Annotated in this window: 22 protein-coding genes; 17 read left to right on the top strand and 5 right to left on the bottom strand. The window is 41.9% G+C overall.

Annotation, left to right across the window (positions count from 1 at the left end; all coding sequences use genetic code 11):
• Positions 1-32: 32 nt before the first annotated feature.
• From AC3IT7_RS07440 to AC3IT7_RS07410, 7 genes are all read left to right on the top strand, one after another.
• Positions 33-536, top strand: a complete 504-nt coding sequence (locus AC3IT7_RS07440; protein WP_489247998.1) for an Hcp family type VI secretion system effector — start codon at positions 33-35, stop codon at positions 534-536.
• A gap of 78 nt (positions 537-614) precedes the next feature.
• On the top strand, positions 615-1106 hold the full coding sequence (tssE, locus tag AC3IT7_RS07435) for a type VI secretion system baseplate subunit TssE (protein WP_489247997.1): 492 nt from the start codon (positions 615-617) through the stop codon (positions 1104-1106).
• The gene (gene tssF, locus AC3IT7_RS07430; protein ID WP_489247996.1) at positions 1103-2914 is read left to right on the top strand and encodes a type VI secretion system baseplate subunit TssF; all 1812 of its coding nucleotides are present in this window, start codon (positions 1103-1105) and stop codon (positions 2912-2914) included. Before tssE ends, tssF begins: the two co-directional genes overlap by 4 nt.
• Positions 2878-3873 carry a type VI secretion system baseplate subunit TssG gene (tssG, locus tag AC3IT7_RS07425; RefSeq protein ID WP_489247995.1) on the top strand — a complete coding sequence of 332 codons (996 nt, stop codon included), beginning with the start codon at positions 2878-2880 and terminating at the stop codon, positions 3871-3873. Before tssF ends, tssG begins: the two co-directional genes overlap by 37 nt.
• The gene (locus tag AC3IT7_RS07420; protein ID WP_489247994.1) at positions 3870-5309 is read left to right on the top strand and encodes a hypothetical protein; all 1440 of its coding nucleotides are present in this window, start codon (positions 3870-3872) and stop codon (positions 5307-5309) included. Before tssG ends, AC3IT7_RS07420 begins: the two co-directional genes overlap by 4 nt.
• 31 nt (positions 5310-5340) lie before the next feature.
• The gene (gene tssM, locus AC3IT7_RS07415) at positions 5341-9168 is read left to right on the top strand and encodes a type VI secretion system membrane subunit TssM (protein ID WP_489249961.1); all 3828 of its coding nucleotides are present in this window, start codon (positions 5341-5343) and stop codon (positions 9166-9168) included.
• Between the two features lie 148 nt (positions 9169-9316).
• Positions 9317-10033 (top strand): OmpA family protein, encoded by a 717-nt coding sequence (locus AC3IT7_RS07410; RefSeq protein ID WP_489249988.1) that lies wholly within the window; start codon positions 9317-9319, stop codon positions 10031-10033.
• A gap of 541 nt (positions 10034-10574) precedes the next feature.
• On the opposite strand, the gene AC3IT7_RS07405 is transcribed toward AC3IT7_RS07410, so the two are convergent.
• Entirely contained in the window at positions 10575-11045 is a 471-nt protein-coding gene (locus AC3IT7_RS07405) for a MarR family winged helix-turn-helix transcriptional regulator (RefSeq protein ID WP_489249960.1), read from the bottom strand.
• Positions 11046-12128: 1083 nt separating this feature from the next.
• Between AC3IT7_RS07405 and AC3IT7_RS07400 the strand changes: the two genes are divergently transcribed.
• Positions 12129-12341 (top strand): TIGR03643 family protein, encoded by a 213-nt coding sequence (locus tag AC3IT7_RS07400; RefSeq protein WP_489249987.1) that lies wholly within the window; start codon positions 12129-12131, stop codon positions 12339-12341.
• 3 nt (positions 12342-12344) lie between these two features.
• On the opposite strand, the gene AC3IT7_RS07395 is transcribed toward AC3IT7_RS07400, so the two are convergent.
• On the bottom strand, positions 12345-12488 hold the full coding sequence (locus tag AC3IT7_RS07395; protein ID WP_489249959.1) for a DUF2256 domain-containing protein: 144 nt from the start codon (positions 12486-12488) through the stop codon (positions 12345-12347).
• A 404-nt stretch (positions 12489-12892) separates the two neighbouring features.
• Here AC3IT7_RS07395 and nudC point away from each other — a divergent pair, with 404 nt between their 5' ends.
• The 9 genes from nudC (at position 12893) to AC3IT7_RS07350 (ending at position 21971) form a co-directional block, all read left to right on the top strand.
• Positions 12893-13666, top strand: a complete 774-nt coding sequence (gene nudC / locus AC3IT7_RS07390; protein WP_489249958.1) for an NAD(+) diphosphatase — start codon at positions 12893-12895, stop codon at positions 13664-13666.
• A 131-nt stretch (positions 13667-13797) separates the two neighbouring features.
• On the top strand, positions 13798-14346 hold the full coding sequence (locus tag AC3IT7_RS07385) for a lipocalin family protein (RefSeq protein ID WP_489249957.1): 549 nt from the start codon (positions 13798-13800) through the stop codon (positions 14344-14346).
• Between the two features lie 136 nt (positions 14347-14482).
• Positions 14483-15469 carry an acyl-CoA desaturase gene (locus AC3IT7_RS07380; protein WP_489249956.1) on the top strand — a complete coding sequence of 329 codons (987 nt, stop codon included), beginning with the start codon at positions 14483-14485 and terminating at the stop codon, positions 15467-15469.
• Positions 15466-16749 (top strand): NAD(P)/FAD-dependent oxidoreductase, encoded by a 1284-nt coding sequence (locus AC3IT7_RS07375; RefSeq protein WP_489249955.1) that lies wholly within the window; start codon positions 15466-15468, stop codon positions 16747-16749. The genes AC3IT7_RS07380 and AC3IT7_RS07375 overlap by 4 nt, the downstream gene beginning before the upstream one ends.
• A 9-nt stretch (positions 16750-16758) precedes the next feature.
• The gene (locus AC3IT7_RS07370) at positions 16759-17553 is read left to right on the top strand and encodes a DUF1365 domain-containing protein (RefSeq protein WP_489249954.1); all 795 of its coding nucleotides are present in this window, start codon (positions 16759-16761) and stop codon (positions 17551-17553) included.
• Positions 17550-18746 carry a class I SAM-dependent methyltransferase gene (locus AC3IT7_RS07365; RefSeq protein WP_489249953.1) on the top strand — a complete coding sequence of 399 codons (1197 nt, stop codon included), beginning with the start codon at positions 17550-17552 and terminating at the stop codon, positions 18744-18746. Before AC3IT7_RS07370 ends, AC3IT7_RS07365 begins: the two co-directional genes overlap by 4 nt.
• 25 nt (positions 18747-18771) lie before the next feature.
• A complete protein-coding gene (locus AC3IT7_RS07360) occupies positions 18772-19551 on the top strand; it encodes a DUF1295 domain-containing protein (RefSeq protein WP_489249952.1) in 780 nt (259 codons plus the stop codon).
• A gap of 8 nt (positions 19552-19559) precedes the next feature.
• Positions 19560-20609 (top strand): SAM-dependent methyltransferase, encoded by a 1050-nt coding sequence (locus tag AC3IT7_RS07355; protein WP_489249951.1) that lies wholly within the window; start codon positions 19560-19562, stop codon positions 20607-20609.
• Between the two features lie 39 nt (positions 20610-20648).
• Positions 20649-21971, top strand: coding sequence for a sensor histidine kinase (locus AC3IT7_RS07350; RefSeq protein WP_475653548.1), 1323 nt, complete (start codon positions 20649-20651; stop codon positions 21969-21971).
• Positions 21972-21989: 18 nt separating this feature from the next.
• On the opposite strand, the gene AC3IT7_RS07345 is transcribed toward AC3IT7_RS07350, so the two are convergent.
• From AC3IT7_RS07345 to AC3IT7_RS07335, 3 genes are read right to left on the bottom strand one after another with little or no spacing between them, the layout of a single operon-like run.
• The gene (locus AC3IT7_RS07345) at positions 21990-22676 is read right to left on the bottom strand and encodes a response regulator transcription factor (RefSeq protein ID WP_489249950.1); all 687 of its coding nucleotides are present in this window, start codon (positions 22674-22676) and stop codon (positions 21990-21992) included.
• An 11-nt stretch (positions 22677-22687) separates the two neighbouring features.
• Positions 22688-23188 carry a chalcone isomerase family protein gene (locus AC3IT7_RS07340; RefSeq protein WP_489249949.1) on the bottom strand — a complete coding sequence of 167 codons (501 nt, stop codon included), beginning with the start codon at positions 23186-23188 and terminating at the stop codon, positions 22688-22690.
• Positions 23164-23736 (bottom strand): nuclear transport factor 2 family protein, encoded by a 573-nt coding sequence (locus AC3IT7_RS07335; RefSeq protein WP_489249948.1) that lies wholly within the window; start codon positions 23734-23736, stop codon positions 23164-23166. The genes AC3IT7_RS07340 and AC3IT7_RS07335 overlap by 25 nt, the downstream gene beginning before the upstream one ends.
• Positions 23737-24545 lie beyond the last annotated feature (809 nt).

Here is a 24545-nt window from a genome sequence, read left to right as displayed (position 1 = left end):
TAACGTTTATAACAATAGGAAAATAATTAAAAATGAAAGACATTTATATCCAATTTCGAGGCAAATATAAAGTCGATGGCGAATCTCGTGATTCAGAACATAAAAGCTGGCTAGAAGTGAACTCTTGGTCTCACCACATTCGCCAGCCGAAATCGGCCACGTCTTCGAGTGTTGGTGGCCATACGGCAGAACGAGTTGAACACGCTGATATGATTTTTATGAAAGATCTGGATGCAACCAGTCCAAAACTATGGGAAGCCTGTTCTGCTGGTTATACCTTCGATGAAGTACAAATCGATTTTTATCGAGCCAATGGTGATAAACGTATTAAATATCTGCAGATTAAATTAAAGCATGTGCTGGTTTCTCAAGTTAGTCCTACAGTGCATCAGGAAGGCGTGCCAACTGAAGCTTTTGGTCTGAAATATGCAGCAGTTGAATGGACGTATAATCAGCAGGATATTAATGGCACACAAAAAGGTGCAGTGACCAAAAAATGGTCATTGTCTAATAATACTGCATCTTATGCAGCATAATTGGTTACTTTAGAGGCTGGTCTTTATCAGCCTCTCTCAACCTATTTAACAAAATAAATAAAATTAGAAAATAATAATATGAACCTGGATCAGCTCTATCCGTACGGATTTAGAACAACATTATTTGACCGCCTTTTGTCTCAGGATACTCATGGTGTCGAGGGTGTATCATTACAGGCGTTAAGAGAGTCGGTGGCTGCCGATCTGGAAGATCTCTTAAATAGCCGCTTAGTAAATCTAGAGAATATGGTTGAAGGGTATGATCAGGTCAAAAAATCAATTCTTCAGTTTGGCATTATAGATTTTGTCGGGCTTTCAACGGCAAATCCGCTGGATCGGGATAAAATCTGTCGTTCTATTGCACAGTCTATTCATGCGCATGAGCCCCGTTTAAAACAGGTTCAAGTCGAGATATTGATAGATGAACAAAATAGGGGGAATGTGTGTCTGAGTATTCAAGCCTATTTAAATATTTATCCCCTATATGAACCGGTGATTTTTGATGCCTTCCTAAAACCGACAACACAACAATATGTAATTTTGTCGAGAACTTCAGCAGGTGGGCTGTGATTGAAGACTTATTACCGTATTATGAAAAGCAATTACAAGAATTTGGACAACAATCACGCGAGTTTGCCCAAAAATATCCAAAAATTGCCCAACGTCTTGCACTTAATCGGGAACAAATTGATGATCCGCATATTGAACGCTTGATTCAGGCATTTGCATTAATTTCTGCCCGGATTGATAAAAAGCTGCATGACAGCTATGAGGTATTTACCCGCTCTATTTTCGAGGTGATGTTTCCTCAATATCTGAAGCCTTTTCCAGCCTGTTCAGTGGTAAGTTTTGGCGATAGTCATAAAATCAGCAAGCTTAAAGACTGCCAGCTCATTCCTAAGCAGACGATATTAAAATCCAAAAGTCTTCGTGGCGTGCAATGTGAATATCGGACGGCAAACCCGGTTGAGCTATTGCCGATTGCATTAAAAACGCTGAATTTCAAAACACATGCTTCAGCGCATATCCATTTACATCGGAACGCGACCTTCATTTTTGGTTTTGAAATTTTAAATCAGCAGCAACGGTTGCTCGAACAAAAAAAACTGCCGATTTATCTGGATGCGATTTCCAATTTTCCATTACAGGTATTGGATTGTATTTTTAAGCCTGAGACCCGTTTTGTTATAAGGATACAGGATCAAGAAATTGATATTACCAATCCATTTGAGTTGATCGGTTTTACTGAAGCAGAAAGTGTGCTGCCAATCGATCAGCATACCCAGCATGCTTATCGCTTATTAACCGAATATTTTTGCTTTCCAGAAAAATTTAATTTTCTTAATCTGAATTTAAGTTTTCTTAAAACCCTGAATATAGAAATTACTGAATTTGAGTTAAAAATTCATTTTCAAATGAATCTGAATGATCAGGCAATAATCCGAAACTATTCAGAATTAAATAGCGCTAATTTTAAATTATTTGCTACACCCGTAGTAAATTTGTTCCCCAAACAAGCAGAACCACAGAAAATTGATCATCAGCACCTGGAATATTCATTAATAAGTGATATACATCACCCTGAATTTTTTCAGGTTTATGCAATTACTGAAATGAATCTATTGCGAGAAAAAAGTGAAAAAAATCAGGTAGGCTCAAGCTATTCAGTTTTACCTTTCTTTGCCATGAGTCATTATCAGGCAGATGTGCAATTTTTTTATCATCTACGACCAGAGAACGACAATAACAATTCTACAGAACTGAAATATTCAATTATTTCAAAATCATTAAAACCCCATCAAATTTCGTCAGACTTTGTCAGTATCCAGTTGCTATGCTGCAATCGGGATCTGCCTTATGAAAGTTATAATAAAAATCAAAACACTTTATCTTTAAATGATCATAGTCTGATACGTAAAGCGACCTTACTGAAAAGGCCGAATTTACCTTATTATTTTGGTCAAAAACTACAGGAACAGTGGCGAATCATTTCGCACTTATCATTGAATAATCTTTCTTTAATGCAAGGGGACGCGGTCAGTCATATTAAAGAATTACTTGAGCTTTATAACTTGCCGCAATCCCAAGAAAACCGTCTGATCATTAATTCAATCCAGGCTATACAGTTTTCCCTGACGCAGAAACTACATCAACATACACCATTCCCACTATTTGTACGTGGTGTCAAAGTGGATATTCAGATCGATACTGAAGTATTTCGGGGAGCCAGCCTCTATATATTTGTGCAGATTCTAAATCATATTTTTAATTTAAAAGTTCAAATGAATAGTTATGTAGATATGCACGTCATTGATGCAAAATCAAAGCAGGAGTTATACCAATGCGTACAGCAAATTGGTGGCAAAAGACTTCTATAGTGAACCAGCTCTATCAGCAACCAACCTGCTTTGAATTTATTCAGGCCACACGGTTATTAAGACATGCACCTGAACAAAAAAACCATCAGGAATGGAGTAGAGCCTTTCAATTTTTCAGTTCGCTGAGTCTTAATTTCCCAGCCTCTGAAATTGAATCACTGAAAAATCAAGATAATAAAGTGCAATTGACCAGTTTAATGGTGGGACTAACGGGCATTCAAGGAGTATTGCCCTATATTTATACGCATAAAATTAAACAGGGAACACGACTACAGCGAGAAGAAATTCTACATTTTCTGGGTTTATTTAATCATAAATTGACGGCCCAATATGTGGATGCCTGTCTGAACTATCATTTACCATTACGCTATGAAATTGAACAGGAAAATCATTATCTGAGCATGTTACATGCTTTGAGTGGCTATACGGCACAGTCGCATGAGCAGCAAAATATAGATGACTATTTTGCTGAATTTTCAGGTTTGATGCAGGGACAAAATAATACCCATTATGCATTAAGCAGCATCCTGTCCTGTATTTTCAAATTTAACTTTCAGATCAATGAGTTTATCCCGGAAACTTTTGAGCTGAGCGAGCAGCAAAAAAGCAGGTTAGGAGCACCATTACCAGTTTTGCTGGGAATCAACAGCTTTTGTGGGGAAAGAATTCAGCAAATTGATGAAAAAATTGAAATTGTGATCGGCCCCTTAAAACGCGCAGATTATTTGAGTTTTTTATCTGGAGGCAGACAAAGTGACAAGCTGAAACAGTTACTGCAAATCTGGTGTAATCCCACCTTATTGGTCGATCTTCGGCTAATTCTAGATAAAGATCAGTTATGTTCAGTACAACTCGGACAAGTGAATCCCATGGGATTGGCAAGAGGGGCTGCATTGATGTCCAATCCGGCAACACATAGTACGGAAACTTGTTATAGTCTAATAGGAACGATGTCATGATCAAGTCTATCATACAGATTTTTCTAGTTTTTTTTGTTTTGACCAGTGGTCTTGTCATTTATTACTGGAGAGATATCCAGTACGATCCATCAAGCATAGATTTGACACTGTATCTTGGTATTTTACCTTTGTTACTTTGCTTGCTGTTATTTAGCCCTTATTTTATATACATCCTGGTGGAATACCATCAGCAAAGAAAACAAGAGCAGCAGAACAGAGCAAATGCATTGGCCCAAGTACAGCAGCAAAATTCTGAAAATAATAAAGAACCTGTAACGCTACCTGAAGATGATACCCTAAATATTTTTTCGGCTGCCGCTTGGCACGCTTTTGGTGAAAATGCAGAGATCGTGCGGCAAATGCTGAAGTTCAGGAGTCCTGATCTAGATTCAACATTGCTGAATCATTTTGGTCTGCCTGTGCTGTCATATCGTATTCATGCAATAGATCAATTGCCTGAGCAAGACCTGTCTGAAAAAGAGCCGATTACAAAGTTGGGGGAACGGCGTATTCAACAACTCATTCAACATCAGCTAGAACAGCATCGGGAAAGTCTTTGCTTAATTGCAAGACAGTTAAAGCATTCTGCAATATTTTATGATCATAAACTGGCATATCAATATCGGATACATCCAGCATGGTCACAGGAAAATTATCATGAAGATGAGAATAATAATGCCTCGATGACAGCAGCAGTTACTCGCTTAAACCGCTTGAATATTCATGTTTTATTGGCCAATCGCTGGGTTGATGATTGGAATAAAAGCTATGAAGAGCAACTTTTAAGCCAGATTGAGCAAAAATATTCACTTATTCCTGCCCAGATTCATATCGCATGGCATTTTTTTCCGGCTGATATTGCCTATGCAAACTGGCTGGAGCTGGTGCAGCAGAGCACAGCACAATCCCATGAGATCAGTCTCATTATCATGGCGGATTCTGAAATTGATCAGGAATATCTTAATGATCAAGTTTGGCAAAATGAACATTATATTGCAGCAGAATATGCCGCTAGCTGGTGCCTCGCTGCACAGGAATTAGAAATAGAAGGAATGATCCCGTTACGAATCCTGCAAATCGGTAAGCATGTCCATCATCTGCAGGAATATCTGGCTCAACAGCAACCTAATCTCTCTGCTCAACTAGAACAGACTGAACCTTTTCTGGTTTTGCTAGATGAAGCCACGCATGCACAAAAGATCAAGAAAGTACAAAAAAAATTCGCGAATATTGATTTCGAACCAGAACATAGCCTTCATCCAGTCAGCTATTGTGGGCATAGCCAGCATCTAGCGACAGTTTTTGCAGCGATGCTGTCAGCACATTTAACTAACAATGCCATTACAATAGCGTATAGCCTACAACAGGAATTCACCTATTTATCTTTTATAAATACAGAAAATGGTCAACTGGATGAATGCGCATTAGTCGCCTAATTATTAATAAAAATTAAAATAAGAGATAACAGTGAATACATTATTTTATGCAGCCTTGGGCTATGTCTGGCAGTATATGAGTCATCCTAAAGCGATGATGGCCTTATCTTTTCTCGTAGTCATTATTTCTATGAAAAATACGGTTTCTGATCGTACCTTCTGGATTGTGCTGGGAGGATATGCAACTATTTTAATGGTTTGGGGATTCTATGTCTGGATCCAGCGTTACCGGCATACTAAAAAGGGCCAGGAAATTGTAAGTGCCTTATCTAAAGATCTAGCAGCTCAAAATAAAAACAATAAAGCAGAACTTCAGTTAATGAGTCAACAGTTCAAAAAGTCGATTCAGCTGATTCGCAAATCTAAACTGGGCGATCGCCAGGGTAATGCTGCACTCTATGAGCTGCCATGGTATCTGGTGATTGGTCATCCTGAAGCAGGGAAAAGTTCAGCTATTTATCACTCAGGTCTGCGTTTTCCATTTGAAGAAACCCATCAAAGCACGCGATCTGCCGGAGGCATTGGTACGCAGAACTGTGACTGGTTTTTTTCAACACAGGGCGTGTTGCTCGATACAGCCGGACGTTATTCGGTCTATCCAGAAGATCATCCGGAATGGCTGGGACTTTTGAATATTCTCAAGAAAAATCGTGCTCAGGCACCTGTGAATGGATTGATTGTGATGGTCAGTGTGGCCGAACTGGTCAATCAAAGTCCGGAAAAATCCATTCAACTGGCTAAAAACCTGCGTGCGCGTATTCAGGATCTGACTGAACGTTTAGAGGTATTTGCTCCGGTTTATCTGGTATTTTCCAAGATGGATCTGATTGCCGGATTTAGCGAATTTTTTGATTGTTACTATGAGCAGGAGTTCGATCAGGTCTGGGGTGCCACCCTGGCTTATGAACCAGACTCAAGCGAGAATGCAGTTCATCTGTTTGAGAAGCACTTTAGTGTTTTATATGAGGGACTCAAAAATGTCAGCACGACTCATCTAAGTCGTCGTCATTCGCAGCAGATTTCACCCAGTATAATGACCTTTCCTCTGGAATTTAAGAATCTTAAACCGGTATTAAGAACTTTTATTGCAATCCTGTTTCAAGAAAACCCCTACCAGTTTAAACCGATCTTTCGCGGTTTTTATTTTACCAGTGCCTTACAGGAAGGCCGAATCGAAAGTCCGATGACAAAACAGATTGCTGAGGATTTTCATCTGGTTGGCAGTGATGGGGAAACTGGCCTGTCAACTCAATCGAAATCCCGAAACCGTGGTTATTTCCTGAAAGATCTATTTTCTGAGGTCATTCTCAAAGATAAAAATCTGGTAAAGCAGCATATTAATCCGGCACGAAAACGTCAGCGCTTTATGGCTTTTAGTGGAGCATTGCTCAGCGTAGCAATCATATTAAGTTTGTGGATATGGTCTTATCGGAACAATCAGCAATTAATGGCCGAGGTGCAGGCTGATCTGCATAAGGTCGTACAGATGCAGCAACAGTCTGGCAATGAGCTGGCCACGCAAATGGATGCCTTATTAATCCTGCAAGGGCATTTACAGCAGCTGGATCAATTCGATCAAGATCGTCCATTCAAATATAGTCTTGGCCTGTATCAAGGCCAGCAACTTCGGGAGAAACTGCAAACTGAATATTTGAAAGGCATTGAGCAATTTATCTTGCAGCCTACCCAGCAGAATATCGCAGCATACCTGCAACAGGTACAGAACAATTCAGCAGCGCTAAAAGAAAATCATGTCAATGTAGCCATTCATCCGGTTGCCCAAGTCCAACAACTGGCCTTAGCGCCTTCTGAGCAGAATCCTCAAGATGCCTATAATGCACTTAAAACATATCTGATGTTGAGCAACCGTCATTATATCGATTCAAATCATCTGAGTGATCAGCTGACACGTTTCTGGCGGATCTGGTTAGATCGGCATCAGGGCCAGCAGCCACGAGCTGAAATGTTGCAGAAGGCTGAACAGTTGCTGAGTTATACGATGACCTTGACAGATTCCAGTTTATTTCCGCAGCTTGATTCAGATCCTGCTCTGGTGGAACAGACCCGTCAGGTTTTAATTGGAATAACCACAGGTATATCAGCACGTGACCGTGTCTATAACGAAATTAAAATGCGGGCTTCGGTACGTTTTCCGGCCTTAACGATCAAGCAGATAGTCGGGGAACGAGGACAGACCATGATGTTGGGAAGTTATGCCTTGCCCGGTTTTTATAGTTATCAGGCCTGGAATGAATACGTACAACATGCCATAGATACAGCGGCACACAGCTCCACCGAGAGCAAAGACTGGGTGCTGAATACCTCACAAGCAGATGACCTGAGTTTTAGTGGTAGTCCTGAACAAATTCGACGCCAGTTGACTGAATTGTATAAAAAAGAATATATCAGCGAATGGCGTAAATTTTTAAATGCTATTCATTATGCCAAGGCAGCCGATTTTAATCAGCATAGCCGTCAGATTGATATCTTGGCCGAGCCAGAAAACTCGCCCATTCGCAAGGTCATGCAACGTGTAGCACAGGAGACCAGCTGGGATAATCCGCTGGTACAAGCTGAATTGGCGGTTCCACAAAAAGGTTTTATGGCCTGGTTCAAACGCAAGATCCTGCAACGGGATGATGCAAAACTGGCACAGAATTCTGCGGCACAGCTCTCTCAGGGCATGATTGCGAAAGATTTCCAGCTGTTCTATCAGATCGTACGCTCACGGGATGATTTGCAAAACCGTTCACTACTAGATGAATATATGCAGGCTATGGCCAAAGTGCGCAGCCATTTTAATGATTTAAAAAGTTCTGGAGATATTGGGCCGGCCAGCATATCGTTACTTCAACAAACCATTAACGAGCAGACCTCCATCTTTAATCTTACCCAAAAGTTTATTGATGAAAAAATATCGGTGGGAAGCAATGAACTGGATCAGCAGCTGATTAAAAAATTATTGAGTATTCCGCTAACACGTTCCTTTGAAAGTTTGATCATTCCGGCACAGGCTGAAATGAATAAGTTATGGCAGATCCAAGCCTATCAACCATTCAATGGAAATTTGGCACAAAAATATCCTTTTAGCAGTCAGGCCAGTTTGCAGGCAACCACGCAAGAAATTAATCAGGTTTTTGGTGAAAATGGTAGTATTGCGCGCTTTGTCAAAGCGCATCTGGATCCTTTAATAATCCGGCGCGGGTATAGCTTGACTTCAAAAACCTGGCAAGGTTTAGGCATCAGTCTAAACCCTGAATTTATTGCAAATTTTCAAAATTATGTCGCTCCTGTACATGGTCTGCCAACTGGGGAGATAAACCATACCAATTCCAAGAGCATGAATGTCAATCAATCCAATTTTCAGTTTTATCCATTGGAACAGTCTCATTTACTGGCTTATACCATTGATATTGATGGACAAAGAATGTTATTCGAAAATGGCGTTCAACAATGGGTAAATTTTATCTGGCCAAATCCTGACAGTATTCCGGGGGCAAGAATTACAGTGATTGATCTGGAAGGGAAGACCCATACGATATTCGATGAACCAGGTGAATATGGTATTAACCGTCTGATTGATAGTGCACAACGTACTCAAAAGGGTAATATTTTTGAAATGGTCTGGCGCAGTAAAGATCAGCCTGGACTATTTGTAAAGACCCATTTCCGGCTAGTGAGTGGCAATAATGCAAGCTCCATCGGAGCTAATCCAAATTATAGTAATTTACAGTTGGTAGATCAGGTGGTTTCGAATCAATCAGTAGCGGTGATTGCAGCACAGAGTACAGTTGCATCTGTAAAAGTAGCTCAAACCTCGACGCTGCCGGCAGAAAAAACAGGCGCTAGCTTGCCATGATCTTGACCAATCAGCGATATGTTCAAGGGTACAGATGGGATAAACCAAGACATCAAATTATTTAAACAAACATTTTTAGAAGCTTAAAATGAATATACAAATAAAAAAAATGAAATATAAAAATCTATATAAGATCGTGGTTTTAGCAATGGGATTGTTGGGTTTCAATCTTTATGCTCAACCGATTATTATTGAAGGTGTTGTTCCAAATGACAGTATTAAACAGGAAATTTTGACTAAACTACATGCAACGTATGGCGAGAAAAATGTAGTCGATCGCATTCAGATTCGTCTGGTGACTGTGCCTGAGGGTTGGTCAACTATAGTTAATAATGTGATAAATGACGATCTTAAAAAGGTGAAACAAGGAAAGTTAATAATTAAAGGAGCTGATATTCAGTTGTATGGCAAGGTTTTAAACCCCAATGAAATTAAAATAATGACTAAAAAATTTGAGGGTTTAATACCAGAAAACTATCATTTAAACGCACAGCTCACTGCAAATCAGGCAGAACAGCAGATTATTGATGCAGTCTTGAATAACCGAATTATCGAGTTTGAATCTGGTAGTGCGGTACTGGCGTCTTCAGGTACACAAATCCTGGATGAAATGGTCATGGCTTTAAATAAAGTGGGCGGAAAGAAAGTGCGGATTATTGGGCATACGGACAGTTCGGGTGATGCAGATAAAAACTTAGTGCTGAGCCAGCAGCGTGCAGCAGCAGTTAAAAATTATTTGATCAGTAAAGGTATCGCAGCGGAAAGTTTAAGTGTTGAGGGCCTGGGATCAACCCAGCCTATAGCTGACAATATGACAGTTGAAGGTCGTAAAAAGAATCGCCGGATTGAGTTTGAAGTACTTTGAAACTTAAATGTTGTCCTGAATAAATCCTTTTACAGACTGTATTCCGTTTACTGGCAGATATAACCGAATAAAAATAGGGGTGACACATGTTGTCAATATTTATGATTCAGAAATTACAGATCATATTCATAATCGGCTACCTGAAATTGAATCATGGTTCACTTTCGGAATTCATTGATAGGTTGAAATAAAGCTCTATTTTACTGATGCTTAGACTACAGGATACAAGATGAGAACACCCAAAAACGAATGGATTAATAGATCAATAGATTAGAAAAGTAGTCTTCTCCATGATTACACAGATAACTATTATTTATTAATAAAAATCATCAATCTTCTAAATCAGTATCCAGGAAAAAGACTCGGCTGTGGAGGTCCGAGTCTGGTATTATTTCAAGAGCAGGGTATTGCACTGCAAAGGTTAATCCAAGATTTATAAAAAATAGCAAAATATTACGCCCCAAATCGACAAAAAACTAAATCAGATAAATTTCTCCTGATTTATTCAACATTTATAAATCTTAATTCAGGTTGGATTGAATTAATGTATAGGAGCCAGATTGTGAAAAATATGCTTGAGACTGCGTAGCATTTTTTCAATTTGCAAAGGCGTTAAACCATCGAAAGATTGTTCTAGTACAACACCACTCAGATCATTAATCTTGTTAATCATGTGCTGACCTTTCTCTGTTAACAATACCCGGGTGATTCGTGCATCGTCCTCACAGGAATAAGTCTGTACCAGTCCTTCCTCTTTCAGGCGATAAATGATTTTAGTCGTAGTCGACATCTTATAAATTAGCATGTCGGACAAGTCGGAAATACTAGCTCTATCTTTAGATTTTAATGCCAGCAAGATACGTCTTCTCGAATTATCTAAGCCATATTTTTTTAACGCATAATCAACGTTTTGCACATATTGAGTGTGCACTTGAGTAATCCAGTGATAGGGTGAATCTTCTAAATTAAAATCTGCTGGAATAGATAAAAATTTACTGTATTTTTTTGTCATGACCTTAACTCTTTTGTATGTGATGGTTTTATAAATGCCTAACAATGCATTTTATTTCAAAATATTGACTACTTTGTCATAAGGTGATTTAGTCTTATATTTGGTGTATTTCCATCTCCTGTTCCAATTCGTTTAAAATAAATCCTCTGAGTCTTTCTTTGTTTAAGTTGTTCTTATAAAAAGAAGCAGAGAGCCAAAATTTAATTATTATTTCCTATAATATTTGTTGTTATTCCGTGAATTAATTAAATCATCTTCATAGTGACATGATCTATCACAAAAAGTACCAATTTATCTGGTAAAATATTAAAAAATGTGAATTGGTTTGCACTATTTTTCTTGGAAAAATCATCTTTTTCTTTATTTTTTATCTAGTCTACCCAGATGATGACAAGCGCTAATTCTTCCTCAAAGATTTTTTATAAGTATGAACAGGCTGCTTTATCTTAGCTTTTTTTATTTAAACTTTTTTTTATACTTTAAAAGAAAATATAGAAAATTACTTCTCTAAAATAAGATGAAAAATAAATGATTCCGAAATTTTATGAGAGACATTTTATATATTGCCATAAATATTTTTTTGATTTTTAGCTAAATTTGAATCGTACTTAATCAATGATTTCAGAGGGAAGAAGTAAGGAGATCATGTGATTTATCTTCTCGGATAGGTGCTTAAGTTCCGTCACTTATCTGGGGGTAATCTAAGCTGGAACTTGGAGTAGTATGCCTTATATCTGCTTTTGAAATTATCCAGACGGCGTTTCCTGGATATGTTCAGAAAAATAAAGCGAAGGGCAGTATGCTTGCTGGCTGTGTTTTCCAGAGTTCATCGCTGCACAAGAAAAATAGGCGGGTCTGGTTGAAATAGTACTGCATAAGAAAAATATAAATTCTGCAAAAAATCACAAATTCTTCATGTTCATTTTCATAAAATAAAACTGATCAGTGATACCTGATCGCGAAATCGAGAGCTTTTGGCTTCAGTATTATCTATTTCCTATTTTTAAAGATCAAAGCAATAAGGGGCATGTTGTGCGTCAAGTAATTGAATATGTGGGAGCGGACCTGTCACGGATTATTGAAATGGCTTGGGAAGATCGAACTCCATTTGAAGCCATTCAGCGCGAGTTTGGTTTGAATGAAGCCGCAGTGATCCGCTTAATGCGGCAAAATATGAAAGTCAGTAGCTTTAAAATGTGGCGTGAACGCATGACCGGGCGAAAAACCAAGCATTTACACTTACGTTCACCTGAAGTAAGTCGCTCTCATTGTTCACGGCAGTACAAGCGTTTCTAAGCTTTAGTCTGAGCGTTGTCTTGACTGGCGCTTACAACGCTCAGAACAGTATTTGACTTCGTCCCAGCAGCGTTGCCATTTCTTGCGCCAATTGAAAGGACGCAAGCAGTGGATACAGATTTTTTCAGGGAGATGCTGTTTTTTCATCGTTTGTGATTCGTCAATCCGGTTGAGTACATATAAGTATGATCTGCTATCTGACCTTAAGCATGGCAAGCTGATGCGGTAGCCGATTCATCAGAATTAGACCCAAACACGTATTAACTCCAAAGCTGATTTAAGAGAATGGAGTGTAAATACGGTAACTTCAATTTTTTGTGAAGATGCAGACGTATATTTAAAAATAGATTGATGCAACCCGCTGCATATGTTTGCTCAATTCATATACGGTGTGAAAATTATGTGATTTTAATCAAAAAGATACAAATTATTATGGTTGTAAATCAGATGACTTACACCTAGTATTTCAGATGAAGCTATTCCATGTATGCTTCCTTAGTTTTGTCCCATACACCCCTCTGTATGGGATTTTTTTTAATCAGGCGATGATCATGAGCATACATTCAAAAGCATATATTTTCAGAGAGCAACAATTGCTGGTAGATGATCATTTCGAGTTGCCGCAGGTCGAAAGGCTTCAGCATGATCTGGATCTTTCGGAAAATGGCGAAGTAATTGCACGCGACCTGCAAGCAGAAGAACCTCTGCCGGCAGGTTATCAGCTGGTTCCGATCCGTCAACTGGTACAAGTCTGGAGCAAAGCACAGTTTGAACAGGCCAGCCGTGCGGTACAGTTACTGGAATGGCGTCGTAATCACCGTTTTTGCAGTCAATGTGGTCATGCTACCCGGCAGCATGCCATTCAGTATGCCATGTTCTGTCCATCCTGCGGCTATAACCAGTATCCGCGGGTCAACCCCTGTGTGATTACTATCATCACCCGGGGTACAGATGAAATTCTGCTGGCAAAAAGTGTGCGCAATAAAAGCCAGATGTACAGTCTGATTGCCGGATTCGTCGAAGTAGGGGAAACCCTGGAAGAGGCAGTACGCCGCGAAACCCTGGAAGAGGTCGGCATTCAGATTAAAAATATTCAATATTTGGCCAGTCAGCCATGGCCATTTCCCAGTAATCTGATGATGGCATTCAAGGCGGAATATCATGCAGGACAAATTCAGATCCAGGAAAATGAACTCAGCGATGCGCAATTTTTCAAATTTGATCAATTACCCGAGATTCCATTCAAGGGCAGTATTGCCTATGCCATGATTCAGCATGTAATGAATGGGACTCCTGTCGCAGATGATACCAAAGCATGGCTTTGAGCAAAAAGATTCTGCTTCAATATCCAGATGGAACTATATGCTGAAGAAATCCGGATTTCATGCTGCCATATTCACACTTTGTTCACACCTACTTGGGTTATTTTAGCTATAGAATCAAATAAGGCTTAAAAATGAATACTCTATTGAAGTCAGTTTTTGCAGCTACGGCGCTGGTCGTAATGGGTTTAAGTCTGAATACCCGAGCAGAAACGGTCGCTCCTCAGGCAGTCGATCAGGTTGATATACAGCAGTATGCAGGCAAGTGGTATGAAATTGCACATTTACCCATGTATTTTCAGCGTAAGTGTGTATCCAATATCACGGCGCAATATAGCGTCAATGCTGACCAGACTATGGGGGTATTGAATAGCTGCCGTATTGCCAGTGGCGAGATGATCAGCTCCGAAGGTGTTGCCTATCCACAAAATGAAGGGAACAGCAAACTCAAGGTCAGCTTCTTGCCCCGAGGTTTGCGCTGGATTCCTTTTACCAAAGGTCATTATTGGGTGTTACGAGTTGACCCGGAATATAAAATGGCGCTGGTAGGTGGACCAAGCAATAAATACCTGTGGATTTTATCGCGTGAACCGCAACTGGATGAAGCAACTTATCAATCCTATTTAGAAACTGCCAAGCACTATGGTTATGACGTAACAAAACTGATTAAATTGCCGCATTAAACAGCTACCACTTTGCCGAACTATTTTATCTCTCTACAGTTCGGCTTTTTTTATTCTACTTCACATAAAATTGATATCTAACTGATTAAACTCACCAAATAGGATAAAGATGCTTGCTTAAAATTAGGATGAGTCCATGTTGAAAAGTCTGATGCGATGGATAGACAGCTGGTCCACAAACACACAGCCCGAAACGCTAAGCGCTGAAAATAGCAAGATTCAGTGGCTGAGGATTTTGCCCTTTATTCTGTTGCATTTGGCCTGTATAGCCGTATTTTGGGTAGGGGTATCCTGGTTTGCCATAGCGTTTATGCTACTGTTCTACCTGATCCGCATGTTTTCAATTACTGCTTTTTTTCATCGCTATCTGTCGCATAAAACGTTTAAGACTTCGCGTCCGGTACAGTTCCTGTTTGTACTGATTGGAACCATGAGTGCGCAGCGTGGCCCCTTATGGTGGGTGGCCCATCACCGTTATCACCACCGTTATACCGATACCTTACAAGACCCACATTCCTCTACGCATGGTTTTTGGTATAGCCATGTCGGCTGGTTCCTGAATGAATATAACTTTGCCACGCGTAAAGAGGTCATTAAGGACTGGCTGAAATATCCGGAACTGGTCTGGCTGGATCGTTTCAGTCTAATTGTGGTGTTACTGACCGCGGGCGGAATTTATGCATTGGGAGAATGGCTGGCCAGCACCTGGCCACAACTTGGTACTTCCGGGCTGCAACTGTTGGTCTGGGGCTTTGTGGTGTCTACGGTGTTGTTGATTCACGCTACCTTGTGTATCAATTCACTGGCACATCATTACGGCAGCCGTGACTTTGAGACTGAAGATCATAGCCGCAACAATTTATTCCTGTCTATCATCACGTTGGGGGAAGGCTGGCATAACAATCACCATTATTATGCAGGTAGCGCCCGGCAGGGCTTTTACTGGTGGCAAATTGATGTGACTTATTACCTTCTGAAAATCATGTCCTGGTTGGGGCTGGTCTGGGGTCTAAAACCAATTCCGGCACGGGTCTATGAAGTAAGCAAAATTGCCCAGGCCAGAAAACAGAAAAAAATGACCAAAACAGGCATTACTCCTATTCAATCGAAGGAATCACCATGAAAATTGCGATTATTGGTTCAGGTATTTCCGGTCTGTACGCCGCCTGGAAACTCAGCAAAGTGCATGAGGTGACTGTCTTTGAAAAGAATAATTATTTCGGTGGTCACACCGATACCCATCAACTGAATATCGATGGCGAACAGGTGGCCGTAGACAGCGGTTTTATTGTGTTTAATGAGCATAATTATCCGTTATTTTGCGCCATGCTGAAAGAACTCGGTATTCATTCGCAAAGCAGCGATATGGGTTTTTCGGTAAATAATCAGGTCACTGGTTTGCAGTACAATCCGTCGAAAAAATTCTCCCTGTTATTTAGGCCGCAGAACTTTTTCAATAAGAATTTTCGCAATATGCTGTCGGATCTGTTCCGGTTTTATGCTGCTAATAAAGATATTGATGTCGGGCAGGTTGATGCACAGCTGAGTATTGATGACTATCTGAATCAGCATGGCTATTCAGAAGCCTTTCGTCAGGAACACCTTTATCCGATGTGTGGGGCACTGTGGTCTTGCCCGGTAGAACAGGCTGGACAGATTCCCTATAAATTTGTGGTGAGCTTTTTTCAGCAGCATCGCATGTTGCAGCTCAAAGATCGGCCTTTGTGGCTCACGGTCAAAGGAGGATCAGCCCGTTATGTCCGGGCTATTCAGGCACAGTCGAATATCAGTTTTTGCAAGACCGGTGTTCTCCAGGTATCCCGCAGTGCCAATAATGTCATCATTGAAACTGTACAGGGCAGCCAGCGTTTTGACTGGGTGATCTTTGCCAGTCATGCCGATGACAGCCTGGCGTTACTGCAAGACCCGACCGCACAGGAACTGGATGTACTTGGCAAGTTTCGTTATCAGGATAACCGCATGGTGCTGCATTCCGATACCCGCATCATGCCTAAATCCCGACGTCAATGGGCCAGCTGGCATGTACATGTGACACCGACTCAGGCTGCTGAACAGACACCGTTCCAGCACAGTGGCATGCACTATGGCTTCAGTTACTGGATGAACCAATTACAGAATCTGAGCTGTAGCACCCAGATCTTTGCTACCTTGAATCCAAATTTTTCTCTGGATCCTAAAAAAGTCTGGGTAGAACGGCATTATCGTCATCCAGTATTTGATGTAGCTGCCATTCAGGCACAACAACGCTGGGCCGAAATCAATGCTCAAAACCGAACTTCATATTGCGGTGCTTACTGGGGTTGGGGCTTTCACGAAGATGGTGCCCGTAGTGCTGCCTGGGTGGTCGATCAGCTATTACAACAGTCCGAACAGGCCGCCTAGGAGTGCATGATGCAGATCTATCCACTGGCGATTGCTTCTGCTCAAATTCGGCATCGCCGCTATTTGCCTAAAGCCTATGCTTTTGAAACCACACTGAGCTACCTCTGGTTTGACCCCGATCAGCTTGCAAAATTTAGCCAGAAATCCTGGTTATGGTCCTTGAGCCGCTGGAATTTACTGACCCTGGATGAGCGAGATTTTCTGACCATGGAATGTGGTTCGATCCGGCAGAAAGTTGCACGTCTGCTGATCAAGCGGGAAAACTATCTGTTGGCGCATACTGCTTCGATCCGGGTGCTGGCTTTACCACGGACACTGGGGTTTCGTTTTAATTCGGTGGTGTTCTATCTGGTCTTTGATGCCACAGAACAGCTTATTTTTGTACTGAGTGAAATCACCAACACGCCCTGGAATGAACGTCAGGTTTATATTCACGACTGCCGGCATAATCTAGCTGAACACGCACCGTATCAGACTCACCAGTTTGATTTTAAAAAAGCGTTTCATGTGTCGCCCTTTATGCCCATGGCGCTGGATTATCGCTGGCGCTTTAGCTTTTCTGACACGCAAAATGTAATTCATATGCAGCTGTTTGAGCAGGAAATTTTGCAATTTGATGCCACCCTGAAATTTTCTCTAAAGGCCATCACACTTCCTTCACAACAGCATCGTTATGCTGTGTTTAAAGTTCTTGAGCCGTTCAGGATGATCAGCGGGATTTATCTGCATGCCTTGCGTTTATGGAAAAATAAAATCCCGTTTTACCGACATCCTAAAAAAGAAAAAGGAAACACCTTGTTATGAAAACACTGTTCATGGGTGAGCATACGTCACTCCCTGTGGTGCTACGCCATCTACTGAAATTGCGTCATGGTCAGCTGATTTTTAAAGGCGTCTGGGATGGGGCAGTCGGGGAAAGTAGTGATCTGCAAGCAGTGATTCAGGTACATGATACACGTCTGATGGATCTACTATTTCGCAATGGGGTACTCGGTGCTGCTGAGGGCTTTATTCATGGATACTGGAGCAGTGACGATCTGGTCAATGTGATCCGCATTCTGGCACGAAACCGCGATGTACTTGATCGGATGAATCAGAATGCAGTGGCTAAGGCCAGCCAGTTCCTGTTAAAGACCTGGTATAAATCCCGAAAAAATTCGATTGATGGTAGCCGCAAAAATATTGCCGAGCATTATGACCTGAGCAACGACTTTTTTAAGCTGTTTCTGGACTCCAGCATGATGTATTCAAGTGCGGTGTTTAAAGAAACCGACATGAGTCTGGAACAGGCTTCGGATTATAAAAAAGAACTGATCTGCCAGAAATTGCAGCTTAAACCGATGGATCATCTGGTTGAAATTGGCAGTGGCTGGGGTGGTTTTGCCATTTATGCAGCGCAGCATTATGGCTGCAAGGTCACGACCATTACTATTTCTCAAGCGCAATATGATGAAGCCGTTGCCCGGATCGCTGCAGCCGGATTGTCACATCGCGTGAGTGTACAGCTGAAAGATTACCGTTTACTGGATGGCAAATATGACAAGCTGGTCTCGATTGAAATGATCGAGGCGGTAGGTGAGCAGTATTTAGCGACCTATTTTAATAAATGCCGTGAATTGTTGAAACCGAATGGTCTGGCTCTGATTCAGGCCATCACCATCGAAGATGCACGTTATGCCAAAGCCCTGAATACAGTGGATTATATCAAGCGCTATATTTTTCCGGGCAGTTTTATTCCCTGTATCAGTGTCATGACTCAGGCGGCTTCTGAACAAAAACTGCGACTCAAGCATCTGGAAGATATTGGCCAGAGCTATGCGCAAACCCTGAACTGCTGGCGTCAGCGTTTTCTAGAGCAGCGTGATCAGGTGCTGCAACTCGGTTTTGATGAGCGCTTTATCCGTATGTGGGATTTTTATCTGTGCTATTGCGAAGGCGGCTTCCGGGAGGGCGTGATCAGTGATGTACATCTGCTATTTGAAGCCAGTGCGTATTAAGCCCAGATAAAACAGGAGGGCGGATATGCTGCTGGATTTATTTTTGCTGAATGTTTTCATCATGCTATGTAGCTGGGTACTGGTGACTTACAACCGCAGAGCCGGACTGGTCGATGTCAGCTGGAGTTTTAGTATTGCCCTCAATGTCATCATTGCCGCCTGGGTCATGGAAACTGCACCGCTACTGGTGCGCATGTTCCTGGGAATCGCGAGTGGCATCTGGTTTTTAAGGCTGACCTGGCATCTGCTGCGTCGCTATGCCAGTGAAACTGAGGAAGATACCCGCTATGCCAATATGCGCCGGGCCATGGGTCGTTATCAGCATTTGGGCTTTCTGGCCTTTTTTATGTTTCAGGCCGGGCTGGTGGTACTGTTTTCCTATCCGATGCTGGAACTGCTGAATATTCCAGCTCAGCAATGGAATGACTCGACCCTGATGACCGTATTGGTTGCAGGTTTCATCATGCTGTTGGCCCTGATTGGAGAAAGCACGGCTGACCAGCAACTTTACCGTTTCAAGCTTGATCCACAAAATAGCGGTAAAACTCTGGATCGAGGACTATGGAAATACTCGCGGCATCCGAATTATTTTTTTGAATGGCTGCACTGGTTTGCCTATCCCATCCTCGGTCTGGCGGCAGGCGTTTATGGGTTATGGGTCTATCCGCTGCTGATGTGGCTGTTTTTATACTACATCACCGGAATTCCTTTTAGTGAGCAGCAGGCACTGGCACATCGTGGCGACAACTACAAAGCTTATCAACAACGAACTTCAATGTTTATTCTGTGGCCACCCAAAGAGTAGGTAAATTCATGAACTTTATGATTCAACAATCTTTAAAACTGGTTGAAAGTGGCAAGTTACCTGATCCAGTCATTCGGGCAGGTATTCGCACTTTAAGCAAAAAACGCCTGGCACAGGAAGGACGTTATGATCCGGTATTGGCAGCACAGCGTTATATGGACGTGCTCAGCATGCTCAAAAACAGCGAGATTGCCATTGAGACCGACAAGGCCAACGAGCAGCATTATGAACTGCCAACCGAATTTTTTCAGGCGGTGCTGGGCAAGCGTCTAAAATACAGTGCCAGTCTGTTTGAACATGCACATAGCACCCTGGATCAGGCCGAAGAGGCAGCACTGGCCAGCTATTGCCAGCGTGCACAACTGCAAGAAGGCCAGGACATTTTAGAAATTGGCTGTGGCTGGGGCTCTTTAAGTCTGTATATGGCCGAGCATTATCCGAAAGCCCGCATTATGGTGGTGTCTAATTCTTCGACCCAGCGCCAGTATATTCAGGAACAGGCCCGGTTAAAAAAACTGGATAACCTGACGGTAATTACCTGCGACGTCAATGTCTTGCAACTAGAAGCAGAATCATTTGATCGGGTAGTTTCAGTGGAAATGTTTGAGCATGTGCGCAATTATCAGAAACTGTTTGAAAACATCAGTCTCTGGCTCAAAAGGGATGGCTTATTGTGGTGTCATATTTTCTGTCACCGTTTTCTACATTACCCGTTTGAAATTAAAAATGAGTTTGACTGGATGTCGAAATACTTCTTCAGCGGTGGCTTGATGCCTGCAGCCTCGACTTTCCTGCATTTTCAGTCGCATTTACAGCTGGAACAGCACTGGCAATGGGACGGCACACAATATGAGCGTACCGCAAATGCCTGGCTGGAGAATATGGATCGTAAGCAGGCCGATCTGCAACCGCTGTTTGAACAAACCTATGGTGCAGATGCCGCAATCTGGTGGCAACGCTGGCGGATTTTCTTTATGGCTTGTGCCGAGCTGTTTGGTTATGATCATGGACGTGAGTGGGTAATTGGTCACTTTCTGTTTAAAAATAAAGCCGTCTAATTGAGCCGCGCATCAGATGGGCCAGCGGGGAAAGCATCCATGTTAAAGCTGTTTAGGGATCAACGTGATCATCCTCTCGGAGAAGTGTTTAACCGCTACTACTGGTTACAAATCGGATTTATTGCCCTGTCTGTGGTGATCGGGATTGGCTGTAGTGCCTGGGTAGTCAAAGGCTCTTTGCTCAGAACTGCGCTGGACCAGGAAATGTCGCATTATTGGCAGCGGCTGGAGAATAATCCGGCCGCAGAGTTACCCGATACCAAAAACCTGTATGGTTACCGCTGGTCTGACACGCCTCCTGCACAGTTTCAACAGATGCATCTTGAGCAGGGTGTAAATCGGCATTTTGTGGATGGCAAGGAACGCATGACCGTGTACGGTCAAAAAGATGGGCAACATGTCCTACTGGTCTTTGGCGAAAGCAATGTCAACAAGCTGGTCTGGCTGTTTGGTCTGGCCCCATTAATGGTCAGCCTGTTTGTGCTGTATAGCGTGTTGTGGTGGTGGAACCGGCGTGCCCGGCGCTATTTTTCTCCAATAACCCGTCTGGCCAATGCACTAGAGCATATTGACTGGGAACATCAGAAGAATCAGGCTTCACCCTTTCAGGACATCCGGACCGACTCCAATCTGGAAGCAGAATATCTCAAGCAGGCACTGGAAAAATACCATCAGGTGTTAAGCGAGTTTATTCAGCGCGAACGTGAATTTACTGGAGATGTCAGTCATGAACTGCGCACGCCACTGACCATTTTAAAAGGCAATGTGCAGTTGTGTCAGGCACGCTATGGCGACAACAAGTCATTTACCCGTCTGCATAACACCATTGAAGATATGCAGTTGCTGGTCGATACCTTACTGGCCATCGCACGCAATACTACCAATACCTTAACTGCTGAACCGACCATGCTGTCAGAATGTCTGGACAATCTGGTGCAAGATCTGCAAAGTGTCAGTCATAACAAAGGCATGCAGATTGACCTGCAAAAAGATCTGGATGAACAGCCACGTAAACTTTATCCATCCATGACCAAAATGGTCTTTGGCAATATTCTGCGCAATGCACTGAACTATTCGCAAGGCACAGAAATTGATGTGATTTTGCAAAAAAATACGGTATTGATCGCTGACAATGGCGTCGGGATCTCTCTACCCAATAATTCTAAAGTTCAGGAGCTGTCTGGCCAGCAGTTACAACTGGAGATCAAAGGACATGGTATCGGGCTGCAACTGGTACAGAAGTTATGCAAACAGCTGGGCTGGCGGGTTGAACTGTTTGACCGGCAGTATTATCTCAGCACCCATCAGGAGGTTGATCTGGCGATGACCACCGGCCTGATCGTGGTGGTGTATTTAAACTGAGTTGCAGCCTCGCACGGCCTAGGCTTCTAAAGCAATCTTTAAACCCACGCCAGATATGGTGTGAATCAGTTTCTGCTCAAAAGGCTTGTCGACCATTTTGCGTAAATTATAAATGTGGCTGCGCAGGGCATCACTTTCCGGTTCTTCATCCCCCCAGAGTTCCAGCATGATTTCCTGTTTGGTCAGTACTTTAGGTGAATGGCGCATCAGCAGTTTCAATAACTTGAACTGAATTGGCGGCAATTCAATGCTTTGTCCAGCCCGGGTTAATTGCTGTGTGGCAGGGTCTAAAATCAGATCGTGAATTTGCAGGCGACTACTGGAAACTTCACCCAGGGAACGCTTGATCAGGGCTTTGACCCGAACCACTAGTTCATTAAAATCAAAGGGCTTGACCAGATAATCATCTGTCCCGGCATTAAAACCCTTGAGTTTGTCATCCAGTGTATCCCGAGCAGTGAGCATCAAAACCGGTAGATCCAGACCTTGTTCATGACGCAGCCATTCACACAGTTCATAACCAGAACCATCCGGCAAATTAATGTCTAAGAGCAGAATATGATAACGCTGCTGTTTCAATAACTGACGTGCAGCATTCAGATTTCGGGCGTGATCGACCACAAAATCATGTTCTTCCAGAAACTCGCACAAGGTAGAGGCCAGTTCATAATGGTCTTCAACCATCAGGATAAAATGTTTGGTCATAGCTGCGGATACTAATTTAATAATTGCTGTTTCAATTTAGCACTAAATGGCTGCGGGCCAAGCCATATATTAAAATATTGCTGGGCAAGTGGATGCTGGAGTTGCCCCAGATTCTGCCGGTTTAAGGATAAGCTCAAGGTTTGCGTGGCATGTGTATATTTCAGACGGTACAGGTCACCTGATCTGACCGGACGATACAGATCGGTGACGGGGTTAAACAGGGCTTGTGTTTTGGCATTTTTAACATTACGTTTCAATAGATGTGTAGCCGCGCGCTTAAATGCCCACTCCGGAATATTATGGCTATAAGAAAAATCCATCTGGATATTCTGATCTTGCCAGGGCAGGCTACAGTCCTGGGCAAAATAACTGGCAGCACCGACCTGCTTTTGGCCTACCAGTAATGGACCAGTACCACATTGATTTAAGGCCTGTGCTTGAGTCCATGAGCTGATGCCAGATCCCATCAATAACGCTGTGCTTATCGCTATTTTTTGAAAGGCAATACCCATGAATAAGCACCTCCTACATAAGGAATTGAACGATACAGACCATTTGCCGGATCCCAGAAATCTTGCTGGAAAATAATCTTATTGTCCTCGTTGACCTTGATTTCACTGATGCCAAAAGAATCCATGCTTCGACTCGTGCCAAACATTTTAAAATCATAAGTCATATGCCAGTGCACATAAGCAGAGTCGCGATAATATGAGGTGTTTAATAGTTTAACGCTGACATTACTGACCCTTTTATTCATGCCTTCAAATTGCTCTAGCAGATTTTTACGGGATGAAAATTGAGACAGGGTATCGTTGATAAAAAGTTGATCGGCATACAGTGAACCAGCTCTTTCGACAAATGCCGGTGTACCTAAAGTATTAAAGGCTGAGGTAAAGCGGATGCCGATGTCTTGAGCTTTAGCCTGATCTAGTGCTATACCCTGAATATTGGTTCTGGCTTTTGCATAATCTGATGAATAGCTGGGAATACTTTTACATCCTGTTAAAAATAATAGCGGTAAGGATAAGGCTGCTGCCGTTATTGTTTTTACATATCTCATGATCACGATCCATATTCAGTGTATGTTTATACTTTAAGCAGCGTGTCGTGAACAGAATGTGAAGATGAAAAGGGGATTGATAGCTCCTGATTTTTTAGATACCTTTTAATCGAATATGATTTTAAATATAGCAGCATTTAAAAGGAACACGCTCGCACTGTAAAATATGGCGCCTACAGATTTCCTTACAAGTATTCTCGAGTACCTTGCTACGTCCTGAAAGCCTCTGGTGAAAAAGCTTTGTTTTCAGATGAAGATGCTGAATTGCTGGCTCTCGTTCACACGCGCATCGATGATCCTAAAAGAGATATTTGAAGAAATCAGCATGAAATCAATTTAAAGATAAACTGATTAAAGCCAAGGAGCAGCCATATATACCAAAGAACATATTGAAATGAGATCTTGCAGGTTGCTATAAAATTCAATTATTAAAAAGGCAGCAGTTTGGCTGCTGTTAGTGCGCCTTTAAATATAAGATAATCACAAATAAGTATTTGATTATATTAAGTTTTATTTCTTAAAAGTAGAAGAATATCACCTTGAGATCATATGGAAATGTCCTATACAGGTATTTCCAAGTTAAGCAATATTCAGATCTCGTCGTTAAGTTGCTGTTGAATATGTACCAGTACAGAACTCAAATGTTGATTCTCAACAATTACTGGCTGGTTAAGCTGAATTAATTTATAGCATGAGATTTAAGCTTTGTATTTTTGCAGTAAGCGTCTGATCTGACGTTTTGAAATATGAAGTAGCTGAGCAGCCTGGGTATAACCAGGTAATTTGGCGGGTAGAAAGATTGAGGATTT

This window comes from Acinetobacter sp. KH_038 (genome assembly GCF_057839405.1).
Note: the sequence above shows the minus strand (reverse complement) of the source record. Positions and strands in the feature narration are given on the sequence as shown.

What these genes read in the sequence shown, in the direction of transcription:
- AC3IT7_RS07375 (WP_489249955.1), top strand. Translation starts at nt 15,466, where the DNA reads ATGAAAATTGCGATTATTGGTTCAGGTATTTCCGGTCTGTACGCCGCC.
- AC3IT7_RS07400 (WP_489249987.1), top strand. Translation starts at nt 12,129, where the DNA reads ATGGCTTGGGAAGATCGAACTCCATTTGAAGCCATTCAGCGCGAGTTT.
- AC3IT7_RS07410 (WP_489249988.1), top strand. Translation starts at nt 9,317, where the DNA reads ATGGGATTGTTGGGTTTCAATCTTTATGCTCAACCGATTATTATTGAA.
- tssE (WP_489247997.1), top strand. Translation starts at nt 615, where the DNA reads ATGAACCTGGATCAGCTCTATCCGTACGGATTTAGAACAACATTATTT.
- AC3IT7_RS07335 (WP_489249948.1), bottom strand. Translation starts at nt 23,736, where the DNA reads ATGAGATATGTAAAAACAATAACGGCAGCAGCCTTATCCTTACCGCTA.
- nudC (WP_489249958.1), top strand. Translation starts at nt 12,893, where the DNA reads ATGAGCATACATTCAAAAGCATATATTTTCAGAGAGCAACAATTGCTG.
- AC3IT7_RS07370 (WP_489249954.1), top strand. Translation starts at nt 16,759, where the DNA reads ATGCAGATCTATCCACTGGCGATTGCTTCTGCTCAAATTCGGCATCGC.
- AC3IT7_RS07380 (WP_489249956.1), top strand. Translation starts at nt 14,483, where the DNA reads ATGTTGAAAAGTCTGATGCGATGGATAGACAGCTGGTCCACAAACACA.
- AC3IT7_RS07350 (WP_475653548.1), top strand. Translation starts at nt 20,649, where the DNA reads ATGTTAAAGCTGTTTAGGGATCAACGTGATCATCCTCTCGGAGAAGTG.
- AC3IT7_RS07385 (WP_489249957.1), top strand. Translation starts at nt 13,798, where the DNA reads ATGAATACTCTATTGAAGTCAGTTTTTGCAGCTACGGCGCTGGTCGTA.
- tssG (WP_489247995.1), top strand. Translation starts at nt 2,878, where the DNA reads ATGCGTACAGCAAATTGGTGGCAAAAGACTTCTATAGTGAACCAGCTC.
- AC3IT7_RS07420 (WP_489247994.1), top strand. Translation starts at nt 3,870, where the DNA reads ATGATCAAGTCTATCATACAGATTTTTCTAGTTTTTTTTGTTTTGACC.
- AC3IT7_RS07395 (WP_489249959.1), bottom strand. Translation starts at nt 12,488, where the DNA reads ATGAAAAAACAGCATCTCCCTGAAAAAATCTGTATCCACTGCTTGCGT.
- AC3IT7_RS07355 (WP_489249951.1), top strand. Translation starts at nt 19,560, where the DNA reads ATGAACTTTATGATTCAACAATCTTTAAAACTGGTTGAAAGTGGCAAG.
- AC3IT7_RS07440 (WP_489247998.1), top strand. Translation starts at nt 33, where the DNA reads ATGAAAGACATTTATATCCAATTTCGAGGCAAATATAAAGTCGATGGC.
- AC3IT7_RS07405 (WP_489249960.1), bottom strand. Translation starts at nt 11,045, where the DNA reads ATGACAAAAAAATACAGTAAATTTTTATCTATTCCAGCAGATTTTAAT.
- AC3IT7_RS07340 (WP_489249949.1), bottom strand. Translation starts at nt 23,188, where the DNA reads ATGGGTATTGCCTTTCAAAAAATAGCGATAAGCACAGCGTTATTGATG.
- AC3IT7_RS07365 (WP_489249953.1), top strand. Translation starts at nt 17,550, where the DNA reads ATGAAAACACTGTTCATGGGTGAGCATACGTCACTCCCTGTGGTGCTA.
- AC3IT7_RS07360 (WP_489249952.1), top strand. Translation starts at nt 18,772, where the DNA reads ATGCTGCTGGATTTATTTTTGCTGAATGTTTTCATCATGCTATGTAGC.
- AC3IT7_RS07345 (WP_489249950.1), bottom strand. Translation starts at nt 22,676, where the DNA reads ATGACCAAACATTTTATCCTGATGGTTGAAGACCATTATGAACTGGCC.